The organism is Candidatus Tisiphia endosymbiont of Sialis lutaria (assembly GCF_964026535.1).
In the GTDB taxonomy this organism is placed as follows: Bacteria; Pseudomonadota; Alphaproteobacteria; order Rickettsiales; family Rickettsiaceae; genus Tisiphia.
On record NZ_OZ032153.1, the window covers coordinates 747230 to 760748 of the forward strand.

At 32.8% G+C, this 13519-nt stretch carries 16 protein-coding genes; 4 read left to right on the plus strand and 12 right to left on the minus strand.

The window, feature by feature from the left end; all coding sequences use genetic code 11:
- Positions 1-239 precede the first annotated feature (239 nt).
- On the plus strand, positions 240-1772 hold the full coding sequence (locus AAGD20_RS03645) for an N-acetylmuramoyl-L-alanine amidase (protein WP_341748518.1): 1533 nt from the start codon (positions 240-242) through the stop codon (positions 1770-1772).
- 198 nt (positions 1773-1970) lie between these two features.
- Here AAGD20_RS03645 and AAGD20_RS03650 read toward each other — a convergent pair whose 3' ends face one another.
- Positions 1971-2345, minus strand: coding sequence for a helix-turn-helix domain-containing protein (locus tag AAGD20_RS03650; protein ID WP_094649399.1), 375 nt, complete (start codon positions 2343-2345; stop codon positions 1971-1973).
- Positions 2346-2794: 449 nt separating this feature from the next.
- Between AAGD20_RS03650 and AAGD20_RS03655 the strand changes: the two genes are divergently transcribed.
- Entirely contained in the window at positions 2795-3013 is a 219-nt protein-coding gene (locus AAGD20_RS03655) for a hypothetical protein (protein WP_341748519.1), read from the plus strand.
- A 166-nt stretch (positions 3014-3179) separates the two neighbouring features.
- Here AAGD20_RS03655 and AAGD20_RS03660 read toward each other — a convergent pair whose 3' ends face one another.
- The 9 genes from AAGD20_RS03660 to AAGD20_RS03700 all read right to left on the minus strand — a co-directional run bounded on the left by AAGD20_RS03660 (position 3180) and on the right by AAGD20_RS03700 (position 10432).
- A complete protein-coding gene (locus AAGD20_RS03660) occupies positions 3180-3833 on the minus strand; it encodes an HD domain-containing protein (protein ID WP_341748520.1) in 654 nt (217 codons plus the stop codon).
- Positions 3834-3946: 113 nt separating this feature from the next.
- The gene (gene hisS / locus AAGD20_RS03665; protein ID WP_341748521.1) at positions 3947-5185 is read right to left on the minus strand and encodes a histidine--tRNA ligase; all 1239 of its coding nucleotides are present in this window, start codon (positions 5183-5185) and stop codon (positions 3947-3949) included.
- A gap of 5 nt (positions 5186-5190) precedes the next feature.
- Entirely contained in the window at positions 5191-6585 is a 1395-nt protein-coding gene (locus tag AAGD20_RS03670; protein WP_341748522.1) for an amino acid permease, read from the minus strand.
- Between the two features lie 170 nt (positions 6586-6755).
- Positions 6756-7853: a tRNA 2-thiouridine(34) synthase MnmA gene (gene mnmA / locus AAGD20_RS03675; RefSeq protein ID WP_341748523.1), complete on the minus strand. Its 1098-nt coding sequence runs from the start codon at positions 7851-7853 to the stop codon at positions 6756-6758.
- A gap of 224 nt (positions 7854-8077) precedes the next feature.
- Positions 8078-8866, minus strand: coding sequence for a BPL-N domain-containing protein (locus tag AAGD20_RS03680; protein WP_341748524.1), 789 nt, complete (start codon positions 8864-8866; stop codon positions 8078-8080).
- Entirely contained in the window at positions 8866-9090 is a 225-nt protein-coding gene (locus tag AAGD20_RS03685) for a demethoxyubiquinone hydroxylase family protein (protein ID WP_341748525.1), read from the minus strand. The genes AAGD20_RS03680 and AAGD20_RS03685 overlap by 1 nt, the downstream gene beginning before the upstream one ends.
- A gap of 21 nt (positions 9091-9111) precedes the next feature.
- Positions 9112-9510 (minus strand): type II toxin-antitoxin system VapC family toxin, encoded by a 399-nt coding sequence (locus tag AAGD20_RS03690; protein ID WP_341748526.1) that lies wholly within the window; start codon positions 9508-9510, stop codon positions 9112-9114.
- The gene (locus AAGD20_RS03695; RefSeq protein WP_341748527.1) at positions 9497-9739 is read right to left on the minus strand and encodes an AbrB/MazE/SpoVT family DNA-binding domain-containing protein; all 243 of its coding nucleotides are present in this window, start codon (positions 9737-9739) and stop codon (positions 9497-9499) included. Before AAGD20_RS03695 ends, AAGD20_RS03690 begins: the two co-directional genes overlap by 14 nt.
- A gap of 153 nt (positions 9740-9892) precedes the next feature.
- A complete protein-coding gene (locus AAGD20_RS03700) occupies positions 9893-10432 on the minus strand; it encodes a demethoxyubiquinone hydroxylase family protein (RefSeq protein WP_094648877.1) in 540 nt (179 codons plus the stop codon).
- Positions 10433-10591: 159 nt separating this feature from the next.
- On the opposite strand from AAGD20_RS03700, the gene rpmH reads away from it, so the two are divergent.
- Together rpmH and rnpA are read left to right on the plus strand one after the other, a co-directional pair.
- A complete protein-coding gene (gene rpmH, locus AAGD20_RS03705; protein WP_094648876.1) occupies positions 10592-10726 on the plus strand; it encodes a 50S ribosomal protein L34 in 135 nt (44 codons plus the stop codon).
- Between the two features lie 3 nt (positions 10727-10729).
- Positions 10730-11143, plus strand: coding sequence for a ribonuclease P protein component (gene rnpA / locus AAGD20_RS03710; protein WP_341748528.1), 414 nt, complete (start codon positions 10730-10732; stop codon positions 11141-11143).
- A gap of 164 nt (positions 11144-11307) precedes the next feature.
- Here the strand turns inward: rnpA and AAGD20_RS03715 are convergent, their stop codons facing one another.
- A complete protein-coding gene (locus tag AAGD20_RS03715; RefSeq protein WP_133062919.1) occupies positions 11308-11493 on the minus strand; it encodes a hypothetical protein in 186 nt (61 codons plus the stop codon).
- A gap of 254 nt (positions 11494-11747) precedes the next feature.
- Positions 11748-13145 (minus strand): dihydrolipoyl dehydrogenase, encoded by a 1398-nt coding sequence (gene lpdA, locus AAGD20_RS03720; protein ID WP_341748529.1) that lies wholly within the window; start codon positions 13143-13145, stop codon positions 11748-11750.
- Positions 13146-13519 lie beyond the last annotated feature (374 nt).

Here is a 13519-nt window from a genome sequence, read left to right on the forward strand (position 1 = left end):
TGTTGAAAGTTAGAAGGTAAAGCGGGTTTTAGATAGGTTTTTTGTCATTGCGAGACCACGCAAGTAGGTCGTGGCAATCCATCTTTGGTTACTTTTATGGATTGCTTCGGAGGCGTACGCCTCCTCGCTAATAGACAGCACGATGGGTGCTTATTCGGCACCAATTCAGGTTAACTGACTATAGAACTGGTTAGCTACACTTAATTTTTTAACATAATTTATAGTGATTGGATATTTGTATGACAAATAAAGCTCTTGATCTCTTTTTAAGATACTATCTTTTTATAATAGTTGCATTATTAAATGCTGGCTGTTCTCATAAAAGAGTGGAGGCTTTATCTAAGCCGCATCCTGATATTGTAAGCTTTCAAAATGATTTTGCTCATTTACAAAGAGAACTTCCTGTATTGCAAAAGAAAAACTTACTTTTCCTAGCCCCTGTGCCAGTTGCAAATTATGGTGACAGAGAAGGTAAAAAAGTATCAATGGTTATAGTTCACCATACTGGTATATCAACATTAAAAGATACAAAAGAATTGCTAAACAAAATAGGTCTGTCTGCTCATTTTATTGTAGATAAGGATGGCAGTATTACGTTAACGGTTCCTTTAGAAAAGCGAGCATACCATGCTGGTATTAGTTATGCTAAAATTAAAATGGGTGAGCAATTTGAAGAATTAACTGCTTTAAATAATTATTCTATCGGCATAGAAATAGTGAATACTGGGCGTGAATTGTTTTCACAACAGCAAATGGAATCTGTAAAAGAATTACTCCTATATCTTATGAAACGTTTTAAAATAAGAAAAGATATGATATTTAGTCATTCTGAAATAGGAACAATATTGTACAGTAAAGCATTTGATAGTTATGTGCTACGTAAAGTTGATCCGCATAGATTATTTGATTGGGAGTTATTGGAAAGAAATAATATAGGTCTTCATATAAATAATAGAATAGAATCCAACGAGGCTAAACGTTTAATGAATAAAGTATTATATAAAATGGGAGATAAAAACACAGATATTCTAAAATTAAAAGAAAGACTGAATAGATTTTTTTATAAGATACGACCTTGGAATGATAAAGAAGGTAAGGTAGTTTTGCCTGATGATCGTATCAATTATTCAAATGAATTTGATGAGAGTTTTATGTGGGTAGTATATCAGTTTTCGATACATAATCTACCAATAGAAATTAGGAAGGATTTACCCTTAAAACTTGAGCAACAAGATGTATTTCCTAAGTTTTTAGATAAGTATCGAGATAGTATTTATAGTGAATTCAATAATTTACACTCCAAAATTCATATGCTTGTTAAACCACGTGATTTAAATGAAAAAGACTATAAATATTTATTAACTTCCCTTACAAATTATGAACAAGAAGTATCACGTAATACGTTCAATAGCTTAATATATAAAATGGAAATATATTATAATTCTGAGTTAAGGTATGATATAATCTTGCCATATAAGACCTTTAAAAACAATTTATTAAATAAAATAGATGTTTTACAACAAGATATTTTATCTTTGAAATCTTTAGATAGTCATAAAATTACTGAGGTTTCAAATTTAATAGCTATGTTCAAAACAAATATTTCTTCTGAATTTCAAAATCTTGAAAGAGAGTATTCTCAACAATATATAAAAGTATGGAAAAAAGAATTCCTACCTCTTATGAAAAAACAAGTTAAATGGACTGCCTTACATGAGGAAATATTAAAATACTTAGAGAAATCTAAATCACAAATTAATGAGACAAACTAAATATAGTCAAATTTTTTAAATAATTTGCATATATCTATTAGCGTAATGAATTTTTGTGATAAAATGTATATATTTATTCACTACGAAATAAACAATCGGATTGTGAGTTATTAGCAGATTGGTTGCTCAACTCAACAAATCTACCATAACTCACAAATTGCGTAACATAAATAAAATTTTATATATGTTTTATCTCACCTAATCTTCTTTAATCAAAGAACGTATCAATGCATTAACAGCTTGTTGATGTGCAGGGTTACGAATCTTCATAAAGTTTCTTGATACTTCTATGCACATACGCTGATGTTGAGTATGTACAGGCTCGACATTATCCGCTCCTTCTAAACCATCATAAAAATAATCGATATTTTTTTCTAGTGCTTTAGCAATAAGAATCAGCCTACCCATTGGTATTCTATTAATGCCCTTTTCATATTTTTGTAACTGTTGATGTGTTACTACTATTACCTTTGCAAGTTGTTGACGTGACAACCCCTTAGCAAGCCTTAAAGAATAGATCTTTTCACCTATAAATTTGTCAGCTTTTTCTATAAAGTCATTCTTTCGTGCCATAGTTAACTCCTTTATGAATGAATTATTAAATTTTTGCAAATATACTTATTAATAAATGCAAAGATTACTGTCATATATTATATAACCTAGAAAGGCAACAATTAAATTAAAATAGGTTTATTTCTATGTAAACTAATCTACTATCAGTAAATATTGGATATGTCGTTTGTTTACGCACAAGTAATACTTAATATTTTTTAACTTTTATATAATTATAATGATATTATAGATACTTGCCCGTCTTGTAAATCTATATTTTACAAAGTACAAGATGTCATTGCAAGGAGACCGTAAGGTTGACGAAGCAATCCAGGAAAGTGATTAGAAATGGATTGCTTTGTCGACCTTACGGTCTCCTCGCAATCTGATATATCCCCACGAAATTGTTGCAAAATAGCAAGAATTGATAGAATATCATCATTATTTAATGATGATGGAGATAGTAGGTTATGGATGTAAAAACAGTATTAAATGATTGGGTTATAGGTGTGGTAGGCTATAGCCAAGGTATGCAAAGAATTTTCCAACCTAACACAGTAAAAGATAAAAAAATTTATTCGTATTGTACTCTTGGGAAATTTATTATTGAATTTAATTATTTGCATGCCATAAAACCATTGGTAGAACCCCTTGCATCTATTATAAAGACGGAGCTTTGTCATGCTTAATTTCGTGGGGATATATTAGCTCGCAATGACGACTAAAGCTTACACATTCATCTCAATAACGCTAAGGCTAAATACTAATCGGATTTATAACGTTGCCAATTCAAGTTAATTCACTATAATTTTAAAAAGCTGGAAAAACTAACTAAAATCACTTAATCAAATAAATTTATAGTTTAGGAGGCTTAGGGTCAATAGATAAGTTTTGGTAACATAGATTTATTAACTGCTGCTCGGCTATTGGTAGTTCCAAGTATGCACAAATAGTTACAAAATATCTTATAGTTTCCTTAACTATTTTCAGTGTCTTTTCTGGGGATTTAGCCCTTATTGTTTGTAGGTTGTGAATGCGGTCAAATAATTTAATCAATGCCACGTCAAATCTCTTTTGTTGAGATAATAAATCCAAAGTATCTTTGGAGCTAATCTTGCCGTAAGACTTGTTCCTTGTTAGAGCTTCCACTTGGCTAGCAACTTGACTACCAAAAATTCGAGCTATCATCTTTTCAGTAAGTATTGTATCTTCGATCGTATCATGCAGTAAGCTGGTAACTATCATTTCAGTTTTAAATAATGTGGGAATTTCTTGGGCTGTGTACTGGGCAACCATGTATGATACTTCTATTGGATGAGAATAATAGGGGTCGCCAGATTGTCGCATTTGACTACCATGATATTTCTTAGCGTAATAGATAGCTTTAGTAATTTCGTCGATATCTACTGGATCATTTACTTTTTCATTTAGTAAAATCAATTTATTAAGTAGCTTAGTAGAATATTTACAAGATTCGAACTTTACCCGCCAATTGTCAATATCTTCCATAAAAGTACCTCTCTAATTAATTTAATTGTACATTAAATTAATATTGCCAATAATTTTGTTATATTTTTTAAAAATTCCTCAATTATCTTTAGGTTATGCAAGAGGTCTAATAACTAAAGTAATTCTACAATTTGCTCAAATTGTAATAAATATTCTTGTTCTTTATCAAGATCTTTTAATTTAAGGCTATTACTCATTTGTTCATCATCACCAACAAAAATAACATATTTAGCTTTCTGTAGATTAGCCCGAATCATTCTCTTGGCTATTTTGCCTTTGGCGTCTAAGGTAACAGAAATATTTTTTTGGCGTAATTGATTGGCTAAGATTAAACAATATTCTAAATTATTGTCACTAATAGGAAAGATAAATATTGGTCTGGCTTTAGGTATGTTGTATTCTCTCATTAAAGCAAGCCTTTCGATTCCAGCAGCAAAGCCAATGGCTTTTGTCTCTGACCCGCCCATAATTTTGCTCAACCCATCATATCTTCCACCAGCAAGAATTGTCGACTGACTGCCAAGTTTGCTAGTAGTAAACTCAAAAGTTGTATGGCAATAATAATCAAGCCCCCTTACTAGCCTTGGGTTAATGATATATTTTACATTCAGTAAATCTAAGTATCTTAACACATCGTCAAAATATCTTGCAGTATCACTATTATAGTATTGAGACATTAAAGGGCTATTCGCAACTATTTTTCTATCATTTTCATCTTTTGAATCTAAGATCCGCATCGGATTTTTGACGAGTCGCTTTTGGCTATCTTCTGATAATTCTGACTTATAATCATTGAAATACTCTACCAGCTTTTGTTGGTAGATGGTACGAGTTGCAGCACAACCAATTGAGTTTATTTCTAAAGTTGTATCTTTATCTATTTCTAAAGCCTGAAGAATATCTAAGGCAAGCCTAATTGTTTCAGCATCGTTACTCGATCCTTCTTCTCCACCAATATACTCAAAATTTATTTGATGAAATTGCCTTTGTCTACCAGCCTGTGGTCGGTCATAACGAAATACTGGACCGCTTGAAAAGAACTTAATAGGTAATGTTTGTTGCAGGTTATTAGAGATAAAAGCCCTAATAATACCGGCTGTAAACTCAGGTCTAAGAGAAATATTATTATCACTCTTATCAAGGAAATTGTACATTTCCTTGCTTATTACATCAGAAGTCTCTCCAAGTGTACGGTCAAAAACTTTAGTATATTCAATTATCGGCGTACTCATGGCTTGATAACCATAAAGTTCACCAATATGTTTTGCTGTGTTAATTATATAATCGTGAATTATATAATCCGCAGGCAGTAGATCTTTAGTACCACGTAATGGTTGTAGTGCATTACTCATACAAATTAAACTTGTCGTTTCATAAAGAACAATCTAAGAATATACAGAACAAACATTAGTGCAAACCAATATATTAATAATTGCCCTGCAATCATCAAATTAAAGTTACTATCAAACATTTGTATAGATAGTAAATATAGGCAAGCTATTAAAACAAATGGTATAATGATACATGCAGCAGGACATTTAAATGCTCTTGGAACATTTGGCATTTTTATTCTAAACAACATGACTATTACGGCAACTACTGAGTAATCAATTAGAGCCCCCATAGATGATAACTGAAAAAGAATTTCAGATGGACAAAATCCTCCTAATAATGCAGCAAGAGCAGAAAATATTAAGATAGTAATATAAGGACTATCGTATTTTGCATGCAGTTTTGCAAAACTCTTTGGCAATAACCCATCTCGGGCAATTACATAAAAGATACGAGATGTACCATAAATATTCATCATCAGTACTGTAGTCATACCACATACTGCTCCAGTAGCAACGATGGCAGAACCAATATTACTATTATTCAAGCTAAGAGCATAGGCAAGTGGCTGGTCATTATTAAGTTGATCAAAAGGGGCTATACCAGTGACTAGCCCAGCTATTATAACGTATACTATCGTTGCAATTACTAATGATCCAATAATACCGATCATTAAATCTCGGTTAGGGTTTTTGCATTCTTCAGCTGTAGCAGCTATTGTCCCAAAACCTGTCATAGCCAAAAATAGGATAGATGCCCCAACTAGCATATTATTGAAGCCAAAAGGTAAAAAGTTTTGCAAATTTGTCGCATCAAAATACGGTGTGGCAAACACAATAAACGCAAATATAGCTGCCATTTTTACAAATACTAAAATAGCATTTAGTTTTTTACTATCTTTCGTTCCTAAGTACAAAATAAAAGAGACAAACACTACAATAAGAAAAGCTGGTAAATTTATTATTCCACCATTACTAGGCACGGTCGTTAAAGCTTTAGGTAAATCTATCCCACCTGCTGACAATATACCCTGAGCATATCCTGACCAGCCAGCTGCAACCGCACCAGCAGCAAAACCGAGTTCTAATATAATAACGCTACCAATTAACCAAGCAAATACCTCACCAAAAGCTACATAAGAATAAGTATAAATACTACCAGAAGTCGGTAACATGGTAGCAAGCTCTGTATAAGCAAAGGCAACAAAAATACATGTTCCACCAGCAACAGCGTAGGATAGCATAACTGCAGGACCAGAATATTTAGCCGCTACCATACCTGTTAACACAAATACACCCGTACCTATTATAGCCCCAAGACCCAATAATATCAGATCAAATGCCCCTAGAGTTTTGCTAAGACCACTAGTCTTCCCTAGCTCTTTTATTGATTCAAAACTTTTTCTTGTTAAAAAACTCATTAATCTCTCCAATTTTAATAATAGAAAATACTCTTGTCATTCCCGCGTAGGCTGGAATCTAACCCACTACCTACGCAGGGGTGACATAAAATTTGGATTGCTTCGCCCACTAAAGTGGCTCCTCGCAATGACGTTGACGATAAATACTAATCGGGATACTATAAAAGTATTTATGCAATTTCTCTAGTAATCCATCCTCCACCAAGAACTCGAGCATTATCATATATGACACAAGCCTGACCAGGAGTTACAGCTTTCTCTGCAGACATTAACTTTACCCTAATTTCTGTATTACTTATCCTACTAATCTTGGCAAAGGTAGCAGGACGAGTCGAACGAATCTTAACTTGCACCTCAACTTCCTCTTGTACAACCATTTCTTTACCAAGCCAGTTAACATTCTTAATAGTAAATTCGGTAGAATCTAATGCCGAATCTGAACCAACATAGACAATTTTTGTATTAGGGTCAATTCTTACTACATAAAGTGGCTCATGAAAAGCTATGCCAAGTCCACGACGTTGACCTATAGTATAGTTGATAATACCATTATGTGTCCCGAGTTCAAAGCCGTCTACATGGATTATTTTACCTTTTTCATTAACATCGGTTCGGATATTACTAATTACCTTCCTATAATCACCATCTGGTACAAAACAAATATCTTGGCTATCAGGCTTATCTGCAACGCCTAAGTTAAATCTAGTAGCAATATTTCTTGTTTGCTCTTTGCTTAATTCTCCCAAAGGAAAAGATAGATAATTTAGTTGTTCTAAAGTAGTTGCAAACAAAAAATAACTTTGGTCTTTGGCAATATCAATACCAGTATGTAATTCTGCTCCATCTATACCTTCGACTTTCCGAACATAATGACCAGTAGCAAGACAGTCAGCTCCTAAATCTTTTGCTACTTTTAGTAAGTCCTTAAATTTAACTGACTGGTTACATTGTACACATGGCGAAGGTGTTTCGCCTCTAATATAACTATCGGCAAAGTTATAAATTACTGATTCTTTAAATTTAGACTCGTAATCCAATACATAATGCGGAATATTTAGCATATCCGCCACCATTTTTGCGTCATAAATGTCTTGCCCAGCACAACAAGCATTCTTTTTCTTGGTGGCTATGCCGTGATCGTATAATTGTAGTGTTATACCAATGACTTTATGTCCTTGTTCACAAAGCATAGCAGCCACTACTGAGCTATCAACCCCACCAGACATTGCAACTACTATTGTAGATGGATTACTTATTCTATTATTCATTGCATTTATAGTAAATTTATGTTATAGTAAATACATCTTGCCAACTCGATAAACGAAGCAACACATTATAATAACTTTATAGATAAATTACAATAGGATTTGTAATTTATCCCGATTTTTAATCATCCATTATTTTTAATATCAAAAATTACTCCTATATTAACCTGACATTTTATTAGTAAGTTAGGTTATATCCATAAAATATAGCAGATTTTTATGTTACACTAATAGCTATTTACATTATTTTTGCAAGATTGCTTATTTTTTTCATTTGCTTCAATACTCAACATATTTAAAATATGTTTAACTAACATAATTCTTGACTTATTATGTTTAATTAATGGCTCTATAATAGGATTGAGTAATTTAGAATGTCGCATTAGATAAGGATCGTACTCAAAATGCACCCCACTTAAAATAGCCCTACCACTACCGAATTTACAAATTATAATAGCTGCCTTACAATCTTCATAATTAGCAATAATTTTTGTATTAGCTACATTTTGGGCATCTAAAAAATAGCCTCCTCCATTATAAAAAACCATAGAATCTTCAGGAAGATTAGGAGTATTTAAGATTATCCTAGCGGCTCTTGCTCCTTTATTTGAATTATAGTAATACTTACATAAGGCTGGACCTATAACACCCCCCTGGTATATGGCAAGTTCTCGAGTTCCTATTACTTCTATTGGTGAAGATTTAGCAAATTCTAGGTAAGTACCACTATAATATGCTCCTGCACATATTCCGAGAAAACTACCACCTTGCATTAAATAGTTTTGTATATGCTTATTGCCTTTGCCGTTAAGATGTTCCGCATAGCATCTATCTTTTCCTCCTGGAATAATAAGTAAACTAGTATTATCAATCCAATCGCCTCTTATAATTTCTTCTGCAGAAATATAACTTATATGATATTTTGTTGAAGCATAATGAACAAAACTATTAAAGGTATGATACAAGCTTTCCTTCGATGTACCTAGCCCATTATAGATTCTGATTGATGATATCATTAAATTTTTTTACTCAAACTAATAGCTATATTACACATTAACTTGATAATTTTATTAATTAGGGGGGCAAATACTACTTCATTACTACCTTGCACTAGAGCTATATCTTTATGCTCCGTTTCATCAGACTGAAATTGCTTTATACTATCTAACAATTCTTTTTCTAAATTATAGTCAATTGATGAAAAATTGGTAGTATCGTCACTTATCGCTCCTGCTACCAAATTCTCTTGAATTGACTATAGTCATTTGAGTAGATCAAATGCCGATAAAGTTGATGCTTTACCATCAAAAGTGAAGCTTTTGCTACAACCTTTTAAGTTGTTAATGTTGCCTATTAAAATATCAGCAAAATCAGCATTAGATCTTTCATATTCAACGATAGCCAGCCATAGAGTTTTGTGATCTTCAAACTGAAATTCTGAAGTAGCAACTATCTCTTTTAATACTGCTATCATTTGACTTTTAGAGTATTTATAACCACGCTCTAACACCCAAATCAATTCACAAGCAACTATATTGTTAATAAATATAGAGCCAGCTTGTCCAACATACTGATTAATTAATTTAGCAGCTTTGCTACTTTGCATTTCGTCATCAATAGTTAAATAACGAACTAAAACATTAGTATCAATTCCTATCATGCTTACCTTTAATTACTTCGTTGATATCTTCGATACTTAATGACATTTTAGTTCTTGGCAGTATCCCTTGTAAATTATTGATAGATTTATTGATTGGTATGACAATAAATGAATTATCTTGCATAACAAATTCTAGCTTACTACCAGAAGATAAGTGTAATTTATCCCTAATGTAGGATGGAATAGTAATTTGTCCCTTTTTACTAATTACTGAGTTTAATATTTTCATAAGACTCTATATTATAAATATTTACTAAAAAATATAGTAATGTAAGAATAATATAAAATCAAGCGGCTAAATTATATTTAAGAACTATAGTCAATTGATGAGCAGTTGGTAACATCGTCGTTTAATGCTCGCCTATTACTTTTGATGATATCATTAAATTTTTTTACTCAAACTAATAGCTATATTACACATTAACTTGATAATTTTATTAATTAGGGGGGCAAATACTACTTCATTACTACCTTGCACTAGAGCTATATCTTTATGCTCCGTTTCATCAGACTGAAATTGCTTTATACTATCTAACAATTCTTTTTCTAAATTATATTCTTCGAGATAGTCTATTTGCTTCTGATAATGTTGTTCAATCACTTCTTCTACACTTTGGGTTAGTAGCATGGCAGTTTTTGTTCCTATTAATATCGATCCACTACCAAGTACATAACCAATAATATGCCAAAATGGCATTAAGATAGTTGGTCTAACATTACCTTGTAATAACAAGTTAGTAAAGTAGCTTAAATGCACTTCTTCTTGCTGCATCATATGTTTTATTGTAGGATAGGTTTGATGGTTTCTGCAATAATTTAATTGCCCCTCATAAATTCGTTTTGCACCGTATTCTCCGGCATGATTCACTCTAATAATTTCTTTGATGATATTTCTTGAATTGGTAAAGTCTGGTCTTGCCATACGCCCTAGTTCATTTAAATAATGTTATTAAAATTTATTCTATCAAGAAATATAATACAGCAATCTATCAGTTCCTTAAAAGATAAATTTATATTTTATTGACAGTTTAGTGTCATTATTGTATAAGTAAACCTGTTCCTTTGTATTGGATATGAATTTATGAAACGCACATTTCAACCTAGCAATTTAGTAAGAAAAAGAAGACATGGGTTTAAGGCAAGAATGGCAACTGTTGGTGGTAGAGAGATTTTAAGGAAGCGTCGGGCAAAAGGCAGAAAGAAGTTATCAGCATAGGCAGTGCTTATTTTATCTCTAAAAAATCAAAAAGAATTTGACCTAGTTAATAAGTTAGGCAAAAAGTTCCATAGCCCTTATTTTATCACAGTAATAGCAAAAGATTTTACTAAGCTTCTTGCAAAATTAAATGCAGGGAATAACGCTGCTGGCAAGACTACCAATCAAACACGGCTATGTAAAAAATCTGGTGAAGTTTTATTGCTTTTTGGCATAAAAGCCGGAAGAAAATTAGGAAATGCTGTTATTCGCAATAAAATCAAGAGACGTATCAGACATTTAATTAGGCTTCTAAGTAAAGAAACACAAATTAAACCCAATAGCTGGGCAATAATAATTATTCCTAAGAAAGGTTTTGATCAAATTGATTTTGCAACTTTACTAAGCGAATTATACAGGATATTTTCAAAGGCATAATAGACTCGTGAGCGTTCACGAAAAAAAGTTAAAATACAAAACATCATTGCAAAGAGCTATTTTAGTAGCATTGAAGCAACTCAAAATAATGGATTGCTTCAACCATTATGTGGTCTCGCAATGACGTTTGGCAAGCATATCTTTTATTGATCATAGTCAATTGATTAGAAGTTGGTGACGTCGTCGCTCCTAGCCCTAAATTCCCCTGAATTGACTATAATGCAACGTAAACGTGATTCTGAGATGCTTCGCGATTTGGTATTAGCCCTTACGGTAAAGCCCGATAGCAAGCGTGGTCTAGCACAATATTTAAGCGAACAATTTGACAAAAACCATGATTTAGACACCATATATCGGATGATGAATAAGTTGCAGGAGCGGATACCTAAAATTAAAGAATTATGCTTTAAAAATACCTTGGCTCTAATCCTCAACAAGCAGGTAAGTTTAGGAGGCTACCTGCAATAACTAAAGTAATTCTATATTTGGCTCTTTTTGGTTGCGAATAAACATGATTCTTTTGAAATAGCTATACTATTCCTGCAAGAATCATATTTATTCTCGTCGAAAATAGCTCAAAATATAATTATATATATAAAACTTCCTAAAAATTAATAGCCCTCCTATCTACAGCCAAAGCTGCTTCCTTTATGGCTTCACTTAAGGTAGGATGGGCATGACAAGTTCTTGCTATATCTTCTGAAGAAGCACCAAATTCCATAAATGCTACAAGCTCTGCAATCATAGTACCAGCTGAAGGGCCTATAATATGCGCTCCAAGTACTTTATCCGTTACGCTATCAGCCAATATTTTTACCATCCCATCAGTACAACCTGTGCTTCTCGCTCGACTATTTGCCAAAAATGGAAATTTGCCGACCTTGTACTCAATCTTAGCTTCTTTTAATTGCTCCTCTGTTAAGCCAACACTTGCCACTTCTGGATAAGTGTAGATGACACTTGGAATAAGGTTGTAATTAACATGACCTGCTAAACCTGCCATAATTTCAACGGCAGCAACAGCTTCCTCTTCTGCTTTATGAGCGAGCATAGGTCCAGCAATTACATCACCGACAGCATAAATATTAGGAATTATTGTTTGGAACTGATCATTAACCGTAATTCTATTTTGTTTGTCCGTTTGAATTGCTAATTTATCTAGACCTAAATTTGTTGTATGGGCTTTTCTACCAACGGCTACTAGCACTATATCAGCACTAATTTGCTGCACTGAGGAGTCAGTTGTTTGTTGTATATTTAAAATAACTTTTCCTGCTTTTTTCTCAGCAGATATCACCTTAGTGTTTAATCGCAATTCAATAGATTGTTTTTGTAGGATTTTGGTAAATTGACTGATAATTTCTTTATCTAAAGCTGGCACAATACTTTCAGCATATTCAATAACCGTTACTTTGGAGCCAAGCCTGTTCCATACCGAACCAAGCTCTAAACCGATATAACCCCCACCAATTACTACCATAGTTTCCAGAACTTTAGCAAGACTCAAGGCTCCTGTTGATGACACTATATATTCCTCATCAACAGTAATATTGGGCATTTCAATAATATCAGAGCCAGTAGCAATTAAAATATTCTTAGCCGATATTTGTTCAACTGATGCATCGTTAGTAATTTCTACAAGATTGGCTGAAATAAACTTGGCACTTCCAGTAAATTTAGTGATTTTATTTTTTACAAACAAACCTTCTATGCCTTTGCATAAGTCTGATACTACCTGACTTTTTTTAGTCATCATTTTCTGTAAATCAAGTTTGGCTGAGGTCATAATGCCAATATCGGCACAATGGTTCAATACTTCATGATATTTCTCCGAAAAATTTAGTAATACTTTGGAAGGAATACAGCCAACATTTAGGCAAGTACCACCAAGCGTCACCCTTTTCTCTATACAGGCAACCTTCATACCCAACTGGGCTGCTCTTATTGCTCCTGTATAACCAGCCGGACCACCACCAATCACTATTAAATCAAATTCTTTCATATATTTTCCTCCATAATAATAGCATTATAAACCATAAACATACCAACACTAATAGTTTTTAGAAAAATAATTATTTTTTTATAGCTAACCCAAGTTAATATTTAACTCATCTTCTTACGAACCAAACCGCTACAAATTTTGCGTATTATTAGTTCTTATCGTGATATCAAGAATACTTACCAGTAGTTATTCTAGTACTACAGTTGTAGATTGAATGTGAGTGTTCACGGAAAAAAGGTTAAAGTATAAGATGTCATTGCGAGGAGGTTGCCAGACCGACGAAGCAATCCAGGAAAGTGATTAGAAATGGATTGCTTCGTTGACCTTACGGTCTCCTCGCAATGACGCTTGGTGATCAGGTTTTTTTATTCATC

Bases quoted from the DNA above. Each gene is read 5' to 3' on its own strand.
- AAGD20_RS03645 (WP_341748518.1), top strand. From the start codon at position 240: ATGACAAATAAAGCTCTTGATCTCTTTTTAAGATACTATCTTTTTATA.
- AAGD20_RS03650 (WP_094649399.1), bottom strand. From the start codon at position 2,345: ATGGCACGAAAGAATGACTTTATAGAAAAAGCTGACAAATTTATAGGT.
- AAGD20_RS03655 (WP_341748519.1), top strand. From the start codon at position 2,795: ATGGATGTAAAAACAGTATTAAATGATTGGGTTATAGGTGTGGTAGGC.
- AAGD20_RS03660 (WP_341748520.1), bottom strand. From the start codon at position 3,833: ATGGAAGATATTGACAATTGGCGGGTAAAGTTCGAATCTTGTAAATAT.
- hisS (WP_341748521.1), bottom strand. From the start codon at position 5,185: ATGAGTAATGCACTACAACCATTACGTGGTACTAAAGATCTACTGCCT.
- AAGD20_RS03670 (WP_341748522.1), bottom strand. From the start codon at position 6,585: ATGAGTTTTTTAACAAGAAAAAGTTTTGAATCAATAAAAGAGCTAGGG.
- mnmA (WP_341748523.1), bottom strand. From the start codon at position 7,853: ATGAATAATAGAATAAGTAATCCATCTACAATAGTAGTTGCAATGTCT.
- AAGD20_RS03680 (WP_341748524.1), bottom strand. From the start codon at position 8,866: ATGATATCATCAATCAGAATCTATAATGGGCTAGGTACATCGAAGGAA.
- AAGD20_RS03690 (WP_341748526.1), bottom strand. From the start codon at position 9,510: ATGATAGGAATTGATACTAATGTTTTAGTTCGTTATTTAACTATTGAT.
- AAGD20_RS03695 (WP_341748527.1), bottom strand. From the start codon at position 9,739: ATGAAAATATTAAACTCAGTAATTAGTAAAAAGGGACAAATTACTATT.
- AAGD20_RS03700 (WP_094648877.1), bottom strand. From the start codon at position 10,432: ATGGCAAGACCAGACTTTACCAATTCAAGAAATATCATCAAAGAAATT.
- rpmH (WP_094648876.1), top strand. From the start codon at position 10,592: ATGAAACGCACATTTCAACCTAGCAATTTAGTAAGAAAAAGAAGACAT.
- AAGD20_RS03715 (WP_133062919.1), bottom strand. From the start codon at position 11,493: ATGGTGTCTAAATCATGGTTTTTGTCAAATTGTTCGCTTAAATATTGT.
- lpdA (WP_341748529.1), bottom strand. From the start codon at position 13,145: ATGAAAGAATTTGATTTAATAGTGATTGGTGGTGGTCCGGCTGGTTAT.